This window comes from Clostridium sp. DFI.5.61, from assembly GCF_024462915.1.
Lineage (GTDB): Bacteria > Bacillota > Clostridia > Oscillospirales > Oscillospiraceae > Lawsonibacter > Lawsonibacter asaccharolyticus.
Map to the genome: position 1 here is coordinate 18748 of NZ_JANGBZ010000021.1, position 21077 is coordinate 39824.

Annotated in this window: 23 protein-coding genes and 1 pseudogene; 11 read left to right on the plus strand and 13 right to left on the minus strand. The window is 54.3% G+C overall.

All coding sequences use genetic code 11. The annotated features are described in order from the left end of the window. Positions 1 to 81 precede the first annotated feature (81 nt). Together NE584_RS11140 and NE584_RS11145 are read left to right on the plus strand one after the other, a co-directional pair. Positions 82 to 711 carry an ECF transporter S component gene (locus tag NE584_RS11140; RefSeq protein WP_157954620.1) on the plus strand — a complete coding sequence of 210 codons (630 nt, stop codon included), beginning with the start codon at positions 82 to 84 and terminating at the stop codon, positions 709 to 711. Positions 712 to 725: 14 nt separating this feature from the next. Next, a complete protein-coding gene (locus NE584_RS11145; protein WP_050625071.1) occupies positions 726 to 1688 on the plus strand; it encodes a P1 family peptidase in 963 nt (320 codons plus the stop codon). 376 nt (positions 1689 to 2064) lie between these two features. Here NE584_RS11145 and NE584_RS19890 read toward each other — a convergent pair. Continuing rightward, positions 2065 to 2169 (minus strand): annotated as a pseudogene (locus NE584_RS19890) (hypothetical protein); the annotation flags it as partial. Here NE584_RS19890 and NE584_RS11150 point away from each other — a divergent pair. The 4 genes from NE584_RS11150 to NE584_RS11165 all read left to right on the plus strand — a co-directional run bounded on the left by NE584_RS11150 (position 2163) and on the right by NE584_RS11165 (position 6380). Continuing rightward, a complete protein-coding gene (locus NE584_RS11150; RefSeq protein WP_256182836.1) occupies positions 2163 to 3347 on the plus strand; it encodes a saccharopine dehydrogenase family protein in 1185 nt (394 codons plus the stop codon). The pseudogene NE584_RS19890 and the gene NE584_RS11150 overlap by 7 nt on opposite strands. After that, positions 3347 to 4555: a carboxynorspermidine decarboxylase gene (gene nspC, locus NE584_RS11155; protein ID WP_108979450.1), complete on the plus strand. Its 1209-nt coding sequence runs from the start codon at positions 3347 to 3349 to the stop codon at positions 4553 to 4555. Before NE584_RS11150 ends, nspC begins: the two co-directional genes overlap by 1 nt. Positions 4556 to 4773: 218 nt before the next feature. Beyond that, positions 4774 to 5403, plus strand: a complete 630-nt coding sequence (locus tag NE584_RS11160) for an ECF transporter S component (protein ID WP_157954620.1) — start codon at positions 4774 to 4776, stop codon at positions 5401 to 5403. 14 nt (positions 5404 to 5417) lie between these two features. Continuing rightward, positions 5418 to 6380 carry a P1 family peptidase gene (locus NE584_RS11165; protein ID WP_050625071.1) on the plus strand — a complete coding sequence of 321 codons (963 nt, stop codon included), beginning with the start codon at positions 5418 to 5420 and terminating at the stop codon, positions 6378 to 6380. 286 nt (positions 6381 to 6666) lie between these two features. On the opposite strand, the gene NE584_RS11170 is transcribed toward NE584_RS11165, so the two are convergent. Genes NE584_RS11170 through NE584_RS11185 form a run of 4 tightly spaced genes read right to left on the minus strand, consistent with a single transcriptional unit; the run spans position 6667 to position 11120 of the window. Beyond that, positions 6667 to 8163, minus strand: a complete 1497-nt coding sequence (locus NE584_RS11170) for a carboxylesterase/lipase family protein (protein ID WP_256182837.1) — start codon at positions 8161 to 8163, stop codon at positions 6667 to 6669. 17 nt (positions 8164 to 8180) lie between these two features. Continuing rightward, positions 8181 to 9221, minus strand: coding sequence for a TRAP transporter substrate-binding protein (dctP, locus tag NE584_RS11175; RefSeq protein ID WP_050625069.1), 1041 nt, complete (start codon positions 9219 to 9221; stop codon positions 8181 to 8183). A 21-nt stretch (positions 9222 to 9242) separates the two neighbouring features. Continuing rightward, complete coding sequence (locus NE584_RS11180; RefSeq protein ID WP_256182838.1) at positions 9243 to 10532, minus strand: TRAP transporter large permease; 1290 nt, start codon at positions 10530 to 10532, stop codon at positions 9243 to 9245. Then, positions 10533 to 11120 (minus strand): TRAP transporter small permease, encoded by a 588-nt coding sequence (locus NE584_RS11185; RefSeq protein WP_108979446.1) that lies wholly within the window; start codon positions 11118 to 11120, stop codon positions 10533 to 10535. A 278-nt stretch (positions 11121 to 11398) separates the two neighbouring features. Here NE584_RS11185 and NE584_RS11190 point away from each other — a divergent pair, with 278 nt between their 5' ends. Next, positions 11399 to 12073, plus strand: coding sequence for a GntR family transcriptional regulator (locus NE584_RS11190; RefSeq protein ID WP_256182839.1), 675 nt, complete (start codon positions 11399 to 11401; stop codon positions 12071 to 12073). Between the two features lie 257 nt (positions 12074 to 12330). Here the strand turns inward: NE584_RS11190 and NE584_RS11195 are convergent, their stop codons facing one another. The 8 genes from NE584_RS11195 to NE584_RS11230 form a co-directional block, all read right to left on the minus strand. Beyond that, complete coding sequence (locus tag NE584_RS11195) at positions 12331 to 12570, minus strand: hypothetical protein (protein WP_147577122.1); 240 nt, start codon at positions 12568 to 12570, stop codon at positions 12331 to 12333. Between the two features lie 420 nt (positions 12571 to 12990). Then, entirely contained in the window at positions 12991 to 13230 is a 240-nt protein-coding gene (locus NE584_RS11200; RefSeq protein WP_256182840.1) for a hypothetical protein, read from the minus strand. Between the two features lie 482 nt (positions 13231 to 13712). Next, positions 13713 to 13961, minus strand: a complete 249-nt coding sequence (locus NE584_RS11205) for a hypothetical protein (RefSeq protein WP_256182841.1) — start codon at positions 13959 to 13961, stop codon at positions 13713 to 13715. A 344-nt stretch (positions 13962 to 14305) separates the two neighbouring features. Further along, positions 14306 to 15439 carry a cell wall metabolism sensor histidine kinase WalK gene (locus tag NE584_RS11210; RefSeq protein ID WP_256182842.1) on the minus strand — a complete coding sequence of 378 codons (1134 nt, stop codon included), beginning with the start codon at positions 15437 to 15439 and terminating at the stop codon, positions 14306 to 14308. Beyond that, complete coding sequence (locus NE584_RS11215; RefSeq protein ID WP_329736817.1) at positions 15436 to 16119, minus strand: response regulator transcription factor; 684 nt, start codon at positions 16117 to 16119, stop codon at positions 15436 to 15438. The genes NE584_RS11210 and NE584_RS11215 overlap by 4 nt, the downstream gene beginning before the upstream one ends. Before the next feature lie 87 nt (positions 16120 to 16206). Continuing rightward, positions 16207 to 16854 (minus strand): GNAT family N-acetyltransferase, encoded by a 648-nt coding sequence (locus NE584_RS11220; protein ID WP_256182843.1) that lies wholly within the window; start codon positions 16852 to 16854, stop codon positions 16207 to 16209. A 16-nt stretch (positions 16855 to 16870) separates the two neighbouring features. Then, positions 16871 to 17932, minus strand: a complete 1062-nt coding sequence (rsgA, locus tag NE584_RS11225; protein WP_256182844.1) for a ribosome small subunit-dependent GTPase A — start codon at positions 17930 to 17932, stop codon at positions 16871 to 16873. Continuing rightward, the gene (locus tag NE584_RS11230) at positions 17932 to 18576 is read right to left on the minus strand and encodes a TetR/AcrR family transcriptional regulator (protein WP_256182845.1); all 645 of its coding nucleotides are present in this window, start codon (positions 18574 to 18576) and stop codon (positions 17932 to 17934) included. Before NE584_RS11230 ends, rsgA begins: the two co-directional genes overlap by 1 nt. A 172-nt stretch (positions 18577 to 18748) precedes the next feature. Between NE584_RS11230 and NE584_RS11235 the strand changes: the two genes are divergently transcribed. Genes NE584_RS11235 through NE584_RS11250 form a run of 4 tightly spaced genes read left to right on the plus strand, consistent with a single transcriptional unit; the run spans position 18749 to position 21001 of the window. Beyond that, complete coding sequence (locus tag NE584_RS11235) at positions 18749 to 19459, plus strand: hypothetical protein (RefSeq protein WP_256182846.1); 711 nt, start codon at positions 18749 to 18751, stop codon at positions 19457 to 19459. Between the two features lie 6 nt (positions 19460 to 19465). After that, positions 19466 to 19597: a CD1871A family CXXC motif-containing protein gene (locus NE584_RS11240; RefSeq protein WP_256182847.1), complete on the plus strand. Its 132-nt coding sequence runs from the start codon at positions 19466 to 19468 to the stop codon at positions 19595 to 19597. After that, positions 19590 to 20453 carry a 4Fe-4S binding protein gene (locus NE584_RS11245; RefSeq protein ID WP_082203623.1) on the plus strand — a complete coding sequence of 288 codons (864 nt, stop codon included), beginning with the start codon at positions 19590 to 19592 and terminating at the stop codon, positions 20451 to 20453. Before NE584_RS11240 ends, NE584_RS11245 begins: the two co-directional genes overlap by 8 nt. After that, the gene (locus NE584_RS11250; RefSeq protein ID WP_256182848.1) at positions 20453 to 21001 is read left to right on the plus strand and encodes a TlpA disulfide reductase family protein; all 549 of its coding nucleotides are present in this window, start codon (positions 20453 to 20455) and stop codon (positions 20999 to 21001) included. The genes NE584_RS11245 and NE584_RS11250 overlap by 1 nt, the downstream gene beginning before the upstream one ends. The last annotated feature ends 76 nt before the right edge of the window (positions 21002 to 21077 follow it).

Genomic DNA, 21077 nt, shown 5'->3' on the forward strand with positions numbered 1-21077 from the left:
CAGGGTGTTTTCCCGGATGGGGGCGCCCCCAAAATTGCGCTGCATCCGCAGATGGCGGAGCGGCAGCAGGAGGAATTGAATATGGTAAGGGCAAAAACAAGTCTCACGTATCTGATGGAATTGGCTCTGTTGGTGGGGATCCTGCTGATGATGAACATCACAGGATTGGCCATGATCCCGCTGCCCGGACAGTACGCGTCCATTATGACGGTACCAGTGGCCGTGGGCGCTATGATGCTGGGTCCGCTGGCTGGGGGCGTCCTGGGGGGCGTGATGGGCTGCATCAGCTTCTACACCGCCATCAAGACCGGGTTCAGCACCCTGTTCCTGGCCGGCTATACCGGAGGTGTGGTGGTGGTGCTGAGCTTTGTGAATAGCATCATCCCCCGTGTCCTGATGGGGGTGTGCGTGGGCTGGGTCTACCGGGCCGCCCGCAGGCTGGACAGGGGGAACACCATTTCCTATTACATCGGGGGGCTGGCGGCGCCGGTGCTGAACACCCTGTTCTATATGACGGTGCTGATCCTGATCTTCCTGAACGCCCCCACGCTCCAGGTCCTGCTGGGCGAGGAGCTGATGGCCAAGTTCCAGGACAACATTTTACTGTTTGCCGCCGCCTATGTGGGCATTCAGGCCGTGATCGAGGCCGCAGTGGGCTGCGTCATCAGCGGCTCGGTGTGCAAGGCCCTGCGGGTCGTGCTGAAGGAGTGAAGGGGAGAGATATGATGAGAGAGATCGGGATCATGGAGGTGGGCGGTTTCCAGGTGGGCCACGCCCAGGATCTGGAGGCGGCTACCGGCTGCACGGTGATCCTGTGCGACCGGATGAGCTCCGCCGGGCTGGATGTCCGAGGAGGGGGCCCCGCTTCCCGGGAGTCACAGATCTTGGCCCCGGTGGCTGCCGCCCAGGGGATCAACGCAGTGCTGCTCTCCGGCGGCAGCGCCTTCGGGCTGGACGCTGCCGGGGGTGTCCAGCGGTATCTGGAGGAGCGGGACATCGGCTTTGACGTGGGGGTGACCAAGGTACCACTGGTGAGCCAGTCCTGCCTCTTCGACCTGGGGGTGGGCAGCAAGGAGGTACGGCCTACCGCCGAGATGGCCTACCAGGCCTGTGAGAATGCGGGGCGCTCTGCCCCCGCTGAGGGCAATGTAGGGGCGGGTACGGGCTGCTCCATCGGGAAATACCGTGGGATGGGCCGGGCGATGAAGTCGGGCTTCGGTACCTATGCGCTCCAGACCGGACCTCTGAAGGTGGGGGCGCTGGTGGCGGTGAACGCCCTGGGGGACGTGTACGGTCCCGACGGACGCCCGGCGGCCGGCCTGCTTAATGAGAAGAGGACGAGCCTGTCCTGCACCTTGGAGGAGATGTTTGCAGACATCGCCCCGGCGGAAAATCTGTTTGCGGGCAATACCACCCTAGGCGTGGTGGTCACCAACGGGAAGTTTGATAAAACGCCCTTGACCAAGCTTGCCGGCATGGCCCATAACGGCTACGCCAGGGCTATCCGGCCGGTCCACACCACCGCAGACGGGGACAGCATCTATGCCCTCTCCCTGGGGGATGTCCCGGGGGACATCAATGTGGTGGGGGCCATGGCAGCCCTGGCCATGGAGCGGGCCATCCTGCGGGCGGTCCAGTCCGCCGGTTCCGCCTATGGGCTGATAGGCTGGGAGGACCTGCCTCGCTGACCGGCTGCGCTCCGCGGCCCACCTCCTATCGGTTCCCAACGCGCCATTTCTGAAACCTAGGGAAACAGCTCACACCACCTACCTTTACCATCTCCATGCTGAGATACAGAAAGCCCGCAGGTCTTTGCGTGACCTGCGGGCTTCTTGGATATGCAATGTGTTGCCCCCGCTTGATGGCGGATATGCAGCTTCTACGATATACGGCCCATGTTGTGGGTTTGAAAATACCATATGTATGAGGCTTCGAGGTGGAGTTGAATAGGTGTGTGATCACATCGACCTGCAGCTATTCACCACAATAGTATTTGACCCGGAGGTCAACTGCTTCATTGGTAACCTGTGGCTGCATATGTGACTGAACATCCAGCGCCATATATGCTGGTGAGGTACGGTCATAGGGCGTCCATACTGGTAGCGCACCTCCGTTCGGATCACCATTTTTGATAAAATTAGCCCAGTAATTGCTGACAGCTTTTGCCAACTGAACTGTGCATCGCCAGCCGCACCAAGTCCAAGTGTGACAAGCTGGCCGCCGAGCTGGCGGGCAAGACTGCCACCAAGATCACCACTGCCCAGGTGGACGCCGACAAGGTGGAAGAAGTGGTCGCCCTCATTAAGAGCTGCCAGCCCGACCTGGTGATGAACATCGCCCTGCCCTACCAGGATCTGACCATCATGGACGCCTGCCTGGAGTGCGGCGTCAATTACATGGACACCGCCAACTACGAGCCCGAGGACATTGAGGAGCCGGAGTGGAAGGCCGCCTATGAGAAGCGCTGCAAGGAGAAGGGATTCTCTGCCTACTTCGACTACACCTGGCAGTGGGCCTACCGGGAGAAGTTCGAGAAGGCCGGACTCACCGCCTTGCTGGGCTGCGGCTTTGATCCCGGCGTGACTCAGGCCTACTGCGCCTACGCCAAGAAGCACGAGTTCGACACCATCGACACCATCGACATCCTGGACTGTAACGGCGGCGACCACGGCTACCCCTTCGCCACTAACTTCAACCCCGAGGTGAACCTGCGGGAGGTCTCGGCCCCCGGCAGCTATTGGGAGGACGGCCGCTGGGTGGAGATCCCCGCCATGAGCATCAAGCGGGAGTACAACTTCGACCAGGTGGGCGAGAAGGACATGTACCTGCTCCACCACGAGGAGATCGAGTCTCTGGCCGAGAACATCCCCGAGGTACGCCGTATCCGCTTCTTCATGACCTTCAGCCAGAGCTACCTCACCCACATGAAGTGTCTGGAGAACGTGGGCATGCTGTCCACCACCCCAGTGGAGTTCGAGGGACAGCAGATCGTGCCCATCAAGTTCCTGAAGGCCCTGCTTCCAGACCCCGCCAGCCTGGGGCCCCGCACTCACGGCAAGACCAACATCGGCTGCATCTTCACCGGCAAGAAGGACGGCCGGGAAAAGACCTACTACATCTACAACGTGTGCGACCACCAGGAGTGCTATCGGGAGGTGGCCAGCCAGGCCATCAGCTACACCACCGGCGTGCCCGCCATGTGCGGCGCCCTCATGCTGCTCACTGGTAAGTGGACCCAGAAGGGCGTGCACACCGTGGAGGAGTTTGATCCCGATCCCTTCCTGGACGCCCTGGACAAGTACGGCCTGCCCCGCAGCGAAGACCACGACCCCGTGCTGGTGGACTGATGGGATATAAGACCTTACAAGATCCCCAGTTTGCGGGCCTGGCAAACTACGACCCCCGGGCCCTGTTTGCCCAGCTGCCCACCCCGGCCTACGTCATCGACGAGGAGCGGCTGCGGAAAAACGGAGAAGTGCTCGCCGCTCTGGCGGAGCGTACTGGCTGCCGGGTGCTGCTGGCCCAGAAGGCTTTCTCCAACTACGATTTCTACCCCCTCCTGTCCCGGTACCTGGCGGGCACCGAGGCCAGCGGCCTCTATGAGGCCCGGCTGGGCAAGGAGGAGATGCCCCAGGGGGAGGTCCACGTGTTCTGCGGGGCCTACCGGGAGGACGAGTTTCAGGAGCTCCTGCAATACGCCGACCACATCGTCTTTAACTCCATCCACCAGCTGAAGGCCTTCGGGCCCCGGGGCAAGCAGGCGGGCAAAAGCCTGGGACTGCGGGTGAATCCGGAGTGCTCCACCCAGGAGGGCCACGCCATCTACGACCCCTGCGCCCCTGGCAGCCGCATGGGGGTGACCCGGAACGTGTGGGACCAGGAGATGGACGAGGCCACCCTGTCCCTGCTGGACGGCATTCACTTCCATACCCTGTGCGAGCAGAACTCCGACGATTTGAAAACCACCTTAGCGGCGGTGGAGGAGAAGTTCGGGGACATTCTGCCCGAAATGAAATGGATCAATATGGGGGGCGGGCATCACATCACCCGCCCGGACTATGATTTGGGCACCCTGGAGGACTGTATCCGTCACGCCCAGCAGTCCTGGGGGGTAAATGTCTACCTGGAACCTGGGGAGGCAGTGGCCCTGAATGCCGGATATTTGGCCAGCCGGGTGCTGGACGTGGTGGAAAACGGCGGTGTCAGGATCGCCATCTTGGACGTCAGCGCCGCCTGCCACATGCCCGACGTGCTGGAAATGCCCTACCAGCCCCCCATCCTGGGGGCCAGTACCGAGCCAGGGGAGGGCCATATGTTCCGCCTGGCCGGCCCCACCTGTCTGGCCGGGGACGTGATCGGGGACTACGACTTTGACCGGCCCCTTCAGGAGGGCGACCTGGTCCTGCTCGGCGACATGGCCATCTATACCACCTGTAAAAACAATACCTTCAACGGCATGCCTCTCCCCAATCTCTGGAAGCTGGACAGCGCCGGGGGTTTGGAGCAGCTGACCGCCCACGGCTACAACGCCTTCAAAAGCCGGCTGGGCCGCTGACGGGATATCTGCGTCCGCCCCGACGGTCCTGCGCCGCAGGACCGTCGGGGCTTTTCTGGTCCTCCGGTCCGGCACCCCGGCTGATTTTGCCTTGAAAAAGAGGGAAAATTAGAGTATAATGCCTTTGACTTTTGTGTCAGGGTGTTTTCCCGGATGGGGGCGCCCCCAAAATTGCGCTGCATCCGCAGATGGCGGAGCGGCAGCAGGAGGAATTGAATATGGTAAGGGCAAAAACAAGTCTCACGTATCTGATGGAATTGGCTCTGTTGGTGGGGATCCTGCTGATGATGAACATCACAGGATTGGCCATGATCCCGCTGCCCGGACAGTACGCGTCCATTATGACGGTACCAGTGGCCGTGGGCGCTATGATGCTGGGTCCGCTGGCTGGGGGCGTCCTGGGGGGCGTGATGGGCTGCATCAGCTTCTACACCGCCATCAAGACCGGGTTCAGCACCCTGTTCCTGGCCGGCTATACCGGAGGTGTGGTGGTGGTGCTGAGCTTTGTGAATAGCATCATCCCCCGTGTCCTGATGGGGGTGTGCGTGGGCTGGGTCTACCGGGCCGCCCGCAGGCTGGACAGGGGGAACACCATTTCCTATTACATCGGGGGGCTGGCGGCGCCGGTGCTGAACACCCTGTTCTATATGACGGTGCTGATCCTGATCTTCCTGAACGCCCCCACGCTCCAGGTCCTGCTGGGCGAGGAGCTGATGGCCAAGTTCCAGGACAACATTTTACTGTTTGCCGCCGCCTATGTGGGCATTCAGGCCGTGATCGAGGCCGCAGTGGGCTGCGTCATCAGCGGCTCGGTGTGCAAGGCCCTGCGGGTCGTGCTGAAGGAGTGAAGGGGAGAGATATGATGAGAGAGATCGGGATCATGGAGGTGGGCGGTTTCCAGGTGGGCCACGCCCAGGATCTGGAGGCGGCTACCGGCTGCACGGTGATCCTGTGCGACCGGATGAGCTCCGCCGGGCTGGATGTCCGAGGAGGGGGCCCCGCTTCCCGGGAGTCACAGATCTTGGCCCCGGTGGCTGCCGCCCAGGGGATCAACGCAGTGCTGCTCTCCGGCGGCAGCGCCTTCGGGCTGGACGCTGCCGGGGGTGTCCAGCGGTATCTGGAGGAGCGGGACATCGGCTTTGACGTGGGGGTGACCAAGGTACCACTGGTGAGCCAGTCCTGCCTCTTCGACCTGGGGGTGGGCAGCAAGGAGGTACGGCCTACCGCCGAGATGGCCTACCAGGCCTGTGAGAATGCGGGGCGCTCTGCCCCCGCTGAGGGCAATGTAGGGGCGGGTACGGGCTGCTCCATCGGGAAATACCGTGGGATGGGCCGGGCGATGAAGTCGGGCTTCGGTACCTATGCGCTCCAGACCGGACCTCTGAAGGTGGGGGCGCTGGTGGCGGTGAACGCCCTGGGGGACGTGTACGGTCCCGACGGACGCCCGGCGGCCGGCCTGCTTAATGAGAAGAGGACGAGCCTGTCCTGCACCTTGGAGGAGATGTTTGCAGACATCGCCCCGGCGGAAAATCTGTTTGCGGGCAATACCACCCTAGGCGTGGTGGTCACCAACGGGAAGTTTGATAAAACGCCCTTGACCAAGCTTGCCGGCATGGCCCATAACGGCTACGCCAGGGCTATCCGGCCGGTCCACACCACCGCAGACGGGGACAGCATCTATGCCCTCTCCCTGGGGGATGTCCCGGGGGACATCAATGTGGTGGGGGCCATGGCAGCCCTGGCCATGGAGCGGGCCATCCTGCGGGCGGTCCAGTCCGCCGGTTCCGCCTATGGGCTGATAGGCTGGGAGGACCTGCCTCGCTGACCGGCTGCGCTCCGCGGCCCACCTCCTATCGGTTCCCAACGCGCCATTTCTGAAACCTAGGGAAACAGCTCACACCACCTACCTTTACCATCTCCATGCTGAGATACAGAAAGCCCGCAGGTCTTTGCGTGACCTGCGGGCTTCTTGGATATGCAATGTGTTGCCCCCGCTTGATGGCGGATATGCAGCTTCTACGATATACGGCCCATGTTGTGGGTTTGAAAATACCATATGTATGAGGCTTCGAGGTGGAGTTGAATAGGTGTGTGATCACATCGACCTGCAGCTATTCACCACAATAGTATTTGACCCGGAGGTCAACTGCTTCATTGGTAACCTGTGGCTGCATATGTGACTGAACATCCAGCGCCATATATGCTGGTGAGGTACGGTCATAGGGCGTCCATACTGGTAGCGCACCTCCGTTCGGATCACCATTTTTGATAAAATTAGCCCAGTAATTGCTGACAGCTTTTGCCAACTGATAATCATTTCCGTCAAAAGGACGCCAGCAGTGGTCTAAGGTACGGAACACATACCAATGTTCCGATGCGTGGAATGCGCCGGCATCGTCGCCAGGCAATTCCCGTTCCAGACGATAGAAGTAGACCGGGTTTCTGCCATGGAGACTTTGCATCCGGCAGAATGCAGCGCAATAAGCTAACATGTCCTCGGTAAATCCATGATTGAGTTGAAAATCGTAAATTTCTTCGTCTGTTGAATATTTTACGACCCTTTGATATGCTTCGGAATAGTGGCCATAAGCATGTTCCAGCTTATGGGCAATTTCTTCGCTGGTGGCATGGAAGCGGTTTCGCATGGACCATGCCTCTTTGTTGGTACATCCTACCATGTAGCAGATATCATGAAGATGGCCGTTTTGGAGGGAATCTCTGACCCCTTCAGGCAGAATAACCCCGTCTATGCAAGGCTGGATAAATGGAGACTCACCGCGATCCAGGTCGGGACCATACTGGCAGAGGATAGAAGCATCTACCTTGCGGGCATCTTCGATAGAGTACAAGCCGTATCGCTCCAGCAGGGCTTTCCCCATATTTTCGGCCTCCGACTGTGAAAAATTTCTTTCTAGAAGAGGACCGCTCTGCATGATGGCGCCTTGAAACCATCCTTTGACTAGTGGACATGCAGACAACATGAGTACGCTGGATGCGCCAGCAGAACCACCTGAGATAGTGATCTGTTCTGGATTCCCGCCAAAAGAGGCAATGTTTTCACGCACCCAGCGAAGAGCCAATATCTGGTCCTGAAGACCATAGTTTCCGGCTAGTCCATGAGGAGACTCGTCCCGCAGATCTGGGTGCGCAAGAAATCCAAAGAGTCCAAGCCGATAGTTGATCGTTACTACTACGATGCCTTGGGCGGCCATCAGTTCACCGTCAAATTGGGGAGCGAAGCTGTAATTGGTCTGAAAACCGCCGCCGTGGATAAATACCAGCACGGGGAGATTATCGCTCTTTGAGTCTGCGGGAGTCCAAATATTGAGTTGGAGACAGTCTTCGTGGTGAGTCTCCAGATGCTGATAGGAGAAGAATTCCTTATGATAGAAGGTGCCTGGCTGAGGGATTACTTGGGGACAGATATTTCCAAAGCGGACCGCATCGAAGGTTCCGGACCAAGGCTTTTTGGGTATGGGGGGCCTCCACCGATTATTTCCAGTGGGAGACTCCGCATAGGGAATGCCTTTAAATGCAGTAACCGCAGGATTACCAGCCGCTATTCCACGGATATGTCCACAAAGGACATCAGTTTCACGTATAGCCATTATATTCGCCTGCCCATTTACTGGATGACAGAAACCAAGGCATCCACAGCCTCGTCTCCGATCTCGCTGCGTACCATATCATAGACGGGCTGAGCGATCTCACGCATGGCAGCCATATCCTCAGCACTCAGTTCGTTGATCTCCATGCCGCTTTCGATCAGTGTATCATAAGCGGTCTGATCAGCCTCCTGATAGACAGGGATCATCTCAACAGTTGTTTCAGCGACGGCGTTTTCAATGATCTCCTGATAGGCGGCAGGAAGGCTGTTGAAGTAGCTCTCACTCATGACCATCATATTGGTGTACAGAGTGTGGTTAGTTAGGGTGATATAGTCCTGAACTTCGTGCATTCCGCCCACAACAACGGTGTCCAAGGCGTTCTCCTGGGAGTCTACCAGCCCGTTCTGGAGAGACATATACAGTTCGCTGCCAGGGACAGGAGTCGTGTTGCAGCCCATATCACTCCAGAATTTGATCTGGTATTGGTTGTCCATAACCCGCATGTTCAGTCCTTTGAAGTCTTCGATGGAAGTCAGCTTTTTATTAGAAGAGAACTGACGAAAAGAGGCACCTTGGGTAAAGCCAAGGCATTTCAAGCCGGCATTGGCGAAGTAACCGTCCAGCTTTGTCTTGAAATCGCTCTGGTTCAGCACCTCGTTGATCTCCTCGGCAGTGGAGGTGGAGAAGGCACAGGGCAGATCAAAAACACCCAACTCGGGGACAAAAGCGACACAGGGAGAAGGCTGCATGGCAGCGATCTGAATAGTATTATCCAGAACGGATTCAATGGCCTCAACATCGGAGCCCATCTCGCCATTCGAGAAGATATTTACAGTGATCTTGCCATCAGAAGCAGCCTCTACCTTCTCTTTGAACAGGATACCCCATGCCCCTACCATGGAGCTTTCAGCCCCCATATGTGCATAGGAAATCTGAATGCTGTCTTGAGTATTAGAGGAACCAGACGGAGGAGCAGAAGCATTACCGGGATTGCCGCCGCAGGCGGCCAGGGGCAGAGTCAGAGCAAAGCTGAGTGCCAAAGCGAGAAACTTTTTCATAATTATTTTTCCTCCTAAAATTTATTTGACCAGCAACATGCTGAACTGCGGCACAAAGGCAATAATGAACAGTGCGATGACAAATACACCTATGTAGGGGATGGCGGACTTGCCGATAGTCATGGGCTGTTCGCCAGAGATAGAACTAGTGACAAACAGGTTCAGGCCAAAGGGAGGAGTGACCAGACCTACAGCCAGGTTGCAGACCATCAGAACACCCAGATGGACGGGGTCAATGCCATAACTCTCTGCAATGGGACAAAGAATGGGACCGAGGATGATAAGGGCAGGGCCGGTATCCATCACCATGCCCAGCAGGAAAAAAGCGATGATAACTACAATCAGGAAAGAGATCTTGTCAGTGGCGATGGTCATGATGGCATTTTGTACGATATCAGCAGCATGAATCAGGGATAGTGTGCGGCCGAAAGCAGTAGCAAAGGCCAGCAGGAAACAAATAGGGGCCGCAGATTTGACGGCAGAGCGCAGTAATTCAGGGAGCTTTTGGAAGGAGACTGTTTTGTAGATAAACAGGCTGACAAAGAGCGCATAGAACACCGATACAGCAGCGGCTTCGGTAGGAGTAACAATGCCGGCATAAATTCCGCCCAGGATTATAACAGGGGAGAGCAGAGCCCAAAAACTGTCCTTGAGCAGGGGCAGAAAGCCGGCAGCGGCAATTTTTTGATAGTTGGATTGAATCTTTGCCTTGTCCTCGCCATGGATTTTACAGTATGTGACGGCATAGAACATCAGCAGACAAGCAACTAGGATGCCGGGCAGAATGCCGGCCATAAACAGTGCACCGATGGAGGTCTCGGTAGCCATGCCATACATCATAAAGGGGCCGCTGGGAGGGATGATGACACCTAAACCACCGGATACCGCCACAGTAGCAGCAGCGAATTTGGCGTCATAGCCCAATTCAATGAGCAGTGGGATAGTCATGGCACCGATTGCAGCGGCAGTGGCAGCGCCAGAGCTGGAGATCGCGCCGTAGAACAAGCAGGTGATAATGACGGCACAGGGCATTCCACCGGTTTTATTGCCCACAAAGTATGCAAATACATCAAACAGCTTTTTAGAAATGCCGCCCTCTGCCATGAGAACGCCTGCAAAAATAAAGAGAGGCAAACAGAGAATATTGGGAGAGTTTGCACCACTGAATGCGCCGCGGATCAAAGCTGCTATACTGGTGGCCCCAACTGCATCCATAGCCAGTGGAGTGATTGCGCCGCCAATCATGCACATAATAATGGGATACCCCAATGCCAGTAAAACAAAAAAGATCAAAAATACTAAACCAGCCATTTAATTACCCCCTTTTTGATTTCGGAACAGCTGCTGAGAAGCCTCATCCAACTCCTCCTCCACCGCCGTCATGGCATCGACCTTAATGTCTCCACCGGTGAGTAGAAGCTTGATTGACTGGAAGGAGGACTGGACAGAACGGATGATTGCGAGGAAAAAGCCAATGGATGTGGCCAGATAAGGGATAGTCATGGGGATCTGCAGTGCGGGGGAACGCTGGCCGGAAATGATGGTAGCTTTCACACAATCGATGCTGCCCCCAAAGAATATGATAAACACGATCAGCATGGATACTTGAATGAGGATATCCAACGCCATACGGAGAACGCGGGGGAGATGGTCCTGCAATAGAGTGATATTTAGCAGACAGCGATTTCGCACCGCGTATCCCAGGCTTATGAAACAAAAGTAGATGTAGCAGAACCGACAGAACTCTTCTGGCCAAGGCAAGGCGTGGCGAAAGACGTAGCGCATGATGATTTGCATCATAATGACGATGCCGATCAGGCTGCCTGTGATGATCAGGATAGTTTCTTCCAGATGAAGGTCTAGCCATGCGATGACACGCTTTAATGGGTTTTGTTTCATGATTATCCTCCTCAAATAGAAATGGCGCCTCAATTCATGCTGTGATTTTGTACTTCGTATACAATATATAAAATACAAATCTGGAAAAGTCAAGATTTAAAAAGCAAATAAAAAATATTTATAGAAACCCCCAATTATAGGCGTTTAAATTTGGGGGAAATGTAAAAATAGAAATGAGAAGACAAATCAACTTAATCAATTTGGAAAATAAGCTTGCATTTCCACATAAAAATAGATATAATTAAAAAAGTATTTTGTATACGAAATGAGGCGGTCAAATGGACTCAGTGATTTTGGAGAGTGTCAACCTGAACGACTTGGCCTATGAAGAAATCAAAAAGAGAATCATCAGCCGAGAGTTTGCACCTGGTCAGCGATTAGTAGATTCCCAGCTGGCAACAATTTTTCAAATCAGCCGGACACCGATTCGGGATGCGATGCGCCGCCTTACAAAAGAGGGATTGTTGACCAACACATCCTCCCGTGGTTTTTATGTGTTTGCGCCGACGCTCAAAGATATTGACGAAATCTTCAGTATTTCAGGAATGATCGAGACGGAGGCTGCCGCTAGAATTATTCGCCGCCTTAGGGAAAACCCCTCACCTAGGCTGGAGGAAGAGCTTAATATCTTAGAGAAAAAGGCTAGTGAGGTTTTTCCTATGGAAAAGGATGAAGAGTTCAAGCGTTACATGATGGAGCTCGCCGAAAATCAGAGGCTATACGATATCTATTTGCAAAATCATGGACAGCGGGTTTTGCTGGCAAACATCATTCATCATGGGAAAACCGACGAGATAGACAGCTTTCGCGCTGAAAAGTCCAAGCTTGTACACAATCGCATTGTATTAGGTATTCGAAATCAAGATTTTGAATATACCCGTCAAGCAATTGAGGAACATAATGGCTATGGGATTGCTGATGCCACCGATTATGTCCTTCAATTGAATGCTTAATGTCCGTTGTAGACTGAGAATTGTGATTTATTGGGTGTGGTGTGTTACATCCAATATCTCTGCTTTTGACAAATTTCAGAATCGGAGCCAAAGAATATCATGAATCAGTCAGGAGTAGATACAAGAGATATTGATAATTTGCAAAGCGTTTAATGTTCACTTCTATGCTTCAGTGTCGTAGATTTTGTATGGGTTGATTCTTTTCAAACTGCTTCTGCCACAGATTTGCCCCCAGAACAAGCCACAGACAGAAAAAATCATGGCTCCGGCGGGACTGTCCCGCCGGAGCCATGCGCTTTCCGCTGGCAATGGAGGAGCACAGCCGTCCGCCATGCCTTGGTTTTGGGTGGAGAGGCCATCAGCTCACCCCGGACTCGATGGACCTGCCGCTCCACTTGGAGCTCCCCGGTTTTCGGATTCAAGTTATCCCACTGGAGGGTGCAGATCACACCCCCGCGCAGGCCGGTGGTCAGCTCGGTGAAAAAGTCCCGCCACACCTCGTCCTGCTCAATGGCCTCCAGAAAGGTGCCCAGCTGTTCCCCATTCAGAATCTGCTTTGGGAGGTAATTGGGCTTTAGAATTGCTGTGCCCCGTCGAGTTTAGTGCTATGCTCCGTATCCTCAGACGAGTCAATGGCGTGGCTGACACTGGAACTGCCGCCGCCGCTGGAGGGGAGGACGTCCACATTGTTTAGTATCAGCTTGTAGGTTTCGGTATTCAAGCTGTTTTGGACAATGATTTCCCACTTGGTAGTACCATAAGGCAGAGAGTGCGTGGAGCGAGCAGCCACTTCATAGGACTTGCCATCAAAAGTGATCTTCGCGTTTTTAGGGTCCTTAGCCTCGATTCCCGGGATGCCGCTGGTCAGCCCTGCGCCGGTCGTCGTATAGGTCTTGGTGGCCGAGGCATAGGCCCTTTTACATAAAGGTAAAGGACTGTGTGGCACTCCTCTCGTTGGAAAGGTCTAGCAAGTCATCCTGCTTCGTACAGCTCTGTTGCTTTTCCAGAGGCTGACCGTTGATGTCTAGCAGTATAACGATCAGGTTGCCGCTGGCTGTCCCCCCCATTTTGTTGTACTGGAACGTAACTTCGACAGTCGTGCCGTCTTCATCGGTGCTCATGGTATGGATCAGCATCACATCTTTGTTCCGGCGCACCGCCAGATCCAGTGTCACGGAGAAATCATTGTTGCCCTGATAACTCGTTCACAGTGTCATATTCGGCATTCCTTGCCATAGACTTACAAGTGCCTCCACCCAGGCTTTCACATGGGCGGGGATACCGGGCCACCACCCGGAAGTACTGGAGGCCGAAGAGGATGTCTTTTCCGCCAGCACCGCTCTGCTGCTCCCTGAAACACGAGCATAAAAGAACTCCGCCGTCCCAGTTTCAGGGAACGGCGGAGTTCTTATTTCAGAGATTCCACATAGCGGGCCATAAAGTCGGGAGAATACGGCGGCTGGCGGGAATGGATTCGCCTGTGTTCCAGGGGTTAGGGTATCCCACTCCACCCGTGTCACATGGGACAGATTAACCAGACAGCTGAAATGGCTTAGGCAGAAGTCCTGATTCTGGAATTCCTCTTTCAATTTGAAGAGGGACGGCGTGCTCAATCTGCCTACTGGTTTGTATGGCAGTCTTACAGCCCGAGGTATTCAGACAGGTGATCTCGTCCAGAGGAAATGGCACGGCCACCCACACGCAGCACCGGGCGCTTTTGCTGCCGGGCCCAGTCCAGAGCGGCGGCCAGCCGCCACTCGTCCACCGGCTTGAGCGGATATTCTAGTGGGGAGACAGAGAAGCTGTCCAGCGCGAAACCGGGATAATCCGTAATGTAAATAATGGAGGCGTTGACCTTGCGTTCCCGCAGGAAACGGGCCAGCTCCACGCCGTTTTCTGACCACAGAAATTGCCATAGACACGCTCGGAACACATGAAAGTATTGCAGTTAAAGCGTGAAGGAAAACAAATCAAGCGGAGCAAAATAGCGAAAAACAAATGAAAGTTATTCAAATTGTCTATAGCATAGCACGCCTTGCGGTGGCCTGATAGTGGAAATATCTTTTACAATTACTACAAGTTATAAAATAGAAATGGGGACCTATTGGAACTGACCAACGGGTTCCCATTTATTGAACACATCGACAACCACAGACAGTAAACAATCAGAAATTGTGCAAAAAGCTTTCTAGTTTCGCTGCTAATAGCATAGCAGGGAATGATGGTTCTCCCTCATGAACATACTGCCGGAAGCCGGACCAAAAATCGATTCCAGCCAGCCTGATTTTCCTCCACCCATACGCTGCCGCCGTGGATTTCTGCAATGGCCCGGACCAGGGCCAGCCCCAGGCCGACACCCCCCAGTTCCCGGGAGCGGGCGGTATCCGCCCGAAAGAAGGGCTCGAAGATCCGCTCCCGTAACTCCGGCGGGATACAAGGTCCCTGATTGGCCACGGTGATGACAATATCGGCTCCATTCAACTCCGCACAGAGCCGTGTCTGTCCGCCATCCGGCCCGTATTTGACCGCATTTTCCACCAGATTGAACAGTGCCCGGCGGAGCAGCTCTCTGCTGCCGGTGATCGTGCCAGGGGAGGCTTCCACCAAAATGGCGATGCCCTTTTTGGCGGCCAGAGGGGAAACATCCTCGGCAGCTTGGTGGAGCAGTTCTCCCAATTTGATTCGGTCGCTGCGGGGCACCTGTTCCAGATTGGTCAGCTTCAGAAGGCTGTCCACCATGCCGGAGAGTCGATCCACCTCGCTCTCCATAATACTGAGGAATGCCTCTGTGGTCTGCGGCGCAAAATCTTGTTTCTTACGAAACAGACCGATCCGGGTCTTGAGGACGGCCAGCGGGGTACGAAATTCGTGGGCAGCATTTTGGGAGAAGCTGCGCTGCATCAAAAAAGCCCGGCTCAGCCGCTGAGACAGGTCATCAAAGGAATGTGCCAGTTGTGTTACCTCATCCCCTCGATCCGGGATGGACAGGGGCTGATCCAGATCCTTAGCGGTCCGGCCCTGGATCTGGTCATTCAGGTCTTTCAGCGGCGCAAGAGCCCGGCCCACCAGCAGGTAGATCAATAGAAGTCCCGTCGCCAGGATTACGGTAGAGGCCAGAATACTCTGGATCTGAAATAGCTGCTGGGCCTGCTGGACCACTGGAGCTGCCTGTGTGGTAAGGAGAGGCATAGTCCCTTTCGCGGTCGCCTCCGGATCAAGGGCGGGTGAGAGGGGAGCGGCGGCGATGGTGTCTGTCAGATGGATGGCAGACAGATTGCTGGTAACGGCCAGGGCGGCACAGCACAGCGTCAGCAGCAGGGCACACAAGAGGGTGATACGCAGCCGCAGGGAACGAAAGGGTTTCATAGAGCCTCCTTTTCCATCAGGCGATAGCCCTGACCGACCTTCGTCTGAATGGGGTCATTACCCAGAGCGTCCCGCAGTTTTTTCCGCAGGGAGGAGATATGCATCCGGACCACATTGCTGAAGGGGTTGGCGTCCGACTCCAGCACATGCTCCATCAGCTCCTCCTGACTGACCCAGCGGTCCCGGTGGAGCATCAGGTGCTCCAGAATGGCAAACTCTCTGGGCGTCAGCTCCAGCGGCCTTTCTCCGGCGGAGATAGCACGGGCGGATATGTCCAGCATGAGACCACCCACAGTAAGTACCGTATTTCGGGAGACAAACTCCCGGCGCAGCAGGCTGCGGACTCGGGCCTCCAGTTCCTCCAGGGCAAAGGGTTTCGTGAGATAGTCGTCTGCCCCCAGATCCAGCCCCGCCACCCGGTCGGATAACTCCGCTCTGGCCGACAGGATCAGCACCCGCAGCTCTGGCTGCTCCGCGCGAACGGCCCGCAGCAGGTCCAGCCCGTCCATGCCGGGCAGATTCAGGTCCAGGATCAGCAGGTCGAAGGACTCGCTCAGGAGCAGGTCATAGGCTTCCGCGCCGTCATAGCACCGTTCCACCGTGTATTTTTCAAGTTCCAGATCCTCCGCAATACCATCGCACAGCAGCTTTTCGTCCTCGACCACCAGAATACGCATCATCAGCCCTCCTCCGCATGATATACCATGATAACAGAAAACTGTAAATTTTTCATCAAGGGCAAATGAGCGGTTCTTGGACACGGCTCATCATCCCTCCACGAAGGAACGACTCATAATATAAAATTCTTCTTGGCTTGGAAGGTGCTTCTTTTCCATAGGCTCCAATGCAGCATCATAGCGTTCCGCCCCTTCCTCACTGATTGCCATAACAGGACTATCCTGATAGACCCATTTATGACCATCCAGTGCATGAGGACGCAGTTCTTTGACCATCATCGCAGCAGGGTATTTCCCACTTTCGATACAGACATTATATTTTTTGCAGCTTTTGAATCCACGGCTGACATAGTTGACAGGACTTCCAAAGATAACAATCGTATCATATCCTAACTGTATGGCTGATTGGAATGAATGCTCCATAAGCATTTTTCCATACCCCATTCTCTGATAACCTGGATGGATACTAACTGGACCAAATGTTAAAATTTCTTTTTCAGTTCCATTTTCATCGATCAATTTTGCTTTTGTATAAATGATATTGCCGATCACCTGTCCGGCCAGTTCCAATACAAAATCCAGTTCCGGAATAAAATCCTCATGTTCCCGCATGATGTGGACCAAATAGTGTTCCACACACCCCGGCACATAAAGATTATAGAAGGCTTGTCTTGTGATTTTCTCTACAGTTTCCCAATCTTCTTTCTTTTCATTTCTAATAACAATATTTTCTTCCATAAAGCAGTACCTCCTTTTACACTCTGATTGGCATTTTTCTAATCAGCTTTGAAATTTCTTTTTCCCGTCTTCCCTTTGCAATCATGTAGCTCTCTTTATCTTCCATATAATCATTTTCAGCCTTTAACTTCCGATAAGATTGCCAGCGGTCCATGTCCAATTCTCCCATTTCCAGTGCTTTCTGAATAGCACATCCGGGCTCGTTTGTGTGAGTACAGTTGCGGAATTTACACTGAGAAGCAAGCTCCTCAATGTCCCTAAAGGTTCTCTCAATTCCGTCATCATTGTCCCACATTCCCAATTCACGCATGCCCGGGGTATCGATTACCATGCCGCCAGAGGGGAGGAGGAACAATTCTCTGCGAGTCGTGGTGTGCCTGCCCTTATCGTCATTGCGAAGCCCATTTGTTTTCAGCCGTTCTTTCCCCAATAGACGATTGATCAGGGTGGATTTCCCCACGCCGGAAGAGCCGATAAAAGCAATCGTTTTTCCCTCCGAAATCAATGGAAGAAGTTCCTTGTATCCATTTTCTTCTGTTGAAGTCGTGACCAGAACATCTATTCCAAAAGCAACCGCAGATACTTCTGAAAGTTTGTTTTCCAAATCATCACATAGATCCGATTTTGTCAGGATAATGACCGGCATGGCGCCGCTGTCCCACGCGATCGAAATATATCGTTCCAACCGTCTCAGATTAAAATCATGGTTCAATGCCATGCACAGAAATACAGTGTCAATGTTCGCAGCAACGATCTGCTCCTGTTGTGGTTCTCCGGCTGCTTTTCGGACAAAAGCGCCTTTTCGGGGCAGAACCGATTCAATGATGGCGCTGCTGCCGGATCCGTTCCAATTTACCAGTACAAAGTCTCCAACAGCCGGATAGTCGGAAGAAACTACAGCTTGAAATCGGAACTTTCCTGACACCTCTGCCAACTTTTCTCCTTTGTCCGTTATAATTCGATAAAACCCTTTCTCCTGTGAAAGAACGCGAGCTGGTTCTAAATGATTCTCTTGCGAAATTTGACTTAAAAATACTTCGGAAAATCCATATTTTTTTATGAGAACGAAATGCTCCACTATAATTTCCTTTCTTCTTTCAGTTTTTGGGAAAAATGTCTTTGAAGAAAATCGTCAATATAACACTCATAGCTTTTGGCGATTTCCTCTTTTGTTTCTTTACGCTCTACTCCATCGGACATGCTGAGCAACAAATAAAAGGGAGAATAAAACTCGATCGCCAACGCATGAGGGGAGGGAAGCTGTTTCTTTTGTCTCTTTGACATTTCACAAAGCAAACGCTCAATATACTCCAATGGTCCGCTGACAAGAACTTTTTGATATAAAGCGCTCATTTCCGAAGACTTGTATTGTTCAAGCGTCAGCATTTTACGAAAGTTGCAAGCAATTTCATCTTCGCTCCAATAATGGAATTGTGCTTTCATATAATCGCCTAAACTTTTTGGCAGTACATGAGAAAAAGCTTCCGGCATATCTGAGTAGTCCTGTTCCGGAACGCCGCTTTTTCGAGAACGCTCCACGTCCAACTGACAGACATATTCAAAGATACAGTTAAAAATGTCTCTCTTGTTTTTGTAGTGCTTATATAAGGCGCCCTTCGTTATGCCTAATTCTCCAGCGATCCGGCTGACAGATACCGCCTCATATCCATAAACGGCAAAGAGCCGTAAGGCAGTCACCAATATTTTCTCCTTCGTATTCATTACCATGACCCTCCCAATAAGTAAACGTCTGTTCACTTAAGCAGTATAGTGAACAGACGTTTACTTGTCAAGGGGATATCAGTATATTCCCGCAATAGGCTGCCTTGACGAAAAATTTACACCGCATTTGCTATACTCCCTCCTGTTCCACCAGAACAAGGAGGTTTTATGGATGAAATTTTGGACGAAGAAGCGGGCGGCGGCTCTGGGGCTGGCCGCACTGCTAACCCTCTCCCTGGCTGCCTGCGGCGAAAAGGCGCCCAGCCTGGAGGAAGTGGAGCAGGCCATCGAGGCCGGGACACTCACCGTAGAGGACGCTCAGGACAAGGGCTGGGTGGACCAGGCGTGGGTGGATGGCTATTGGGAAGCGCGCACGGTACCCGCCGTGGATAAAATCGAGATCAACCGGGTGGGAGAGTTTACCACAACGACCCTGTCCGGTGAGCCCTTTACTCAGGAGGATCTGGGGCATGTGCTCCTGTTTGCCTTTGTAGATCCGGCCAGTGAGGATGCGGGCGCATTTTATGACGCAATGACGGCGGCGTGGGACGGTGTGCAGGAGGCGGGAGCCGGGATGGTGCTCTGCCTCAAGGGTGAGGATGAGCGCGGACAGTTTGCCGACGCCCCCTTCCCGGTGATCCTCTATAACGACTCTCTCAAGGAGGCGCTGGGGAACAACAGCGGCATGGTGGAGGACAAGGATGTGCCAAACACGGCCTCCTGGTATGTGAACGGTTCCTTCCTGTCCGCCTGGGCACTGGTGCTGGATGCCGAAGAACTGCCCGAGGACGCGGCGGCCTTTGCCAAGGTCAGCGGGCAGGCCGACAGCGCAAACTCCGATCCGGACAGCAGCGGAGCATCTGCCATGAGCCCTATGGGTTGAGCCGGCATGAGAAAGATGACCATGCTCTGCCTGCTGGCGGCCCTGCTGATGATGGGCCTCGGTCTGTGGCGGGGCGAGGGGGGAACCGTCCTCTCCAAGGGGATCAATCTGTGCATGGAGTGTGTGGGCATTGGCTAAGAACAGACATCGCTGGAAGATCCAGCTGGGAGCGACGCTGGCCACCAACCCCTTCTTTCTGAACTTCTTTCAGGGGAATATCTCTCGTGGGAAGCTGAAGGGGGTCTGCGTCCCTGGACTGAACTGCTACTCCTGTCCGGCTGCGGCGGCCTCCTGTCCCATCGGGGCGGTCCAGGCCGTGATCGGCTCCTCCAAATTCCATTTTGCCTACTATGTAGTGGGTTTTCTGCTGTTCATCGGCGTCCTGCTGGGCCGGGTGGTATGCGGCTTTCTATGTCCCTTCGGCTGGTTTCAGGAGCTGCTCCACAAGATCCCTGCAAAAAAATTCAGCACAAAGCGGTTCCATATCCTTACCTATTTGAAATATGTGATCCTGGTCCTCTTTGTCATTGTCCTGCCTATGACGGTGGTGAACGAAGTGGGAATGGGGGACCCCTTTTTCTGCAAATACCTCTGTCCCGCCGGGATCTTGGAGGGCGGAATCCCTCTGTCCCTGGCCGACACCGGCATCCGGGCCAGTCTGGGCTGGCTCTTCACCTGGAAGAGCTGTATCCTGCTGGGCGTCGTGGTGCTGTCGGTGTTCTTCTACCGGCCCTTCTGTAAATGGCTGTGCCCTCTGGGGGCCTTTTACGGCCTGTGCAACAAGGTCTCGGTCTATCGGCTGGAGGTAGATCAAAGCAAATGCACCTCCTGCGGTGCGTGCAGCCGGGTGTGTCAGATGGATGTGGACGTATTCCGCACACCCAACCACGCCGAGTGCATCCGCTGCGGGGACTGCGTGGCCGCCTGCCCCCATCAGGCCATCACCAAGACCTTTTCTCTGAAAAAACAAACGAACAAGAAGGAGACTATATAATGAAAAAAGGATCTTCTCTGCTGTTGGCATCGGTCCTGCTGCTGGCTGCGCTGGCCGGCTGTTCCACCGGGGAGGACAACTCCCTGGTATCCAAAACGCCCTTCCCGGAGTTCTCAGAGGCGGACACCGAAGGGAACCCGGTGAGCAGCGACATCTTCGCAGACTACGACGCTACCATCGTCAACTTCTGGAACAACGGCTGCGGCACCTGCATTGAGGAGATGCCGGAGCTGGAGGAGCTGTATCACCAGCTTCAGGAGCGGAACATCAATCTCATCGGCGTAGGCACCGACTCCGGCGAGGGAGAGGAGCAGCTGGAGACCGCCCAAAACATTCTAAAGGAGAAGGGCGTCACCTATGTGAACATCTCCCCGGACCCGGAAGGCGAGTTCTACAAGGACTTTGTCTCTGAGATCTTCAGCTATCCCACCACCTACATCGTGGACGGTGAGGGCAATATCATCGGCGCCCCTATTGTCGGAAATGTGAAAAAACAGATCGACACGGTGAACGATCGGCTGGCACTGAGCACAGCCTCAGATGAATAAAAAAGGCCGAAGGGCAAGCCATTACGGCTGGTCCTTCGGCCTTTACCTTGTCAACAGGATAGGATCGAGGGAATCG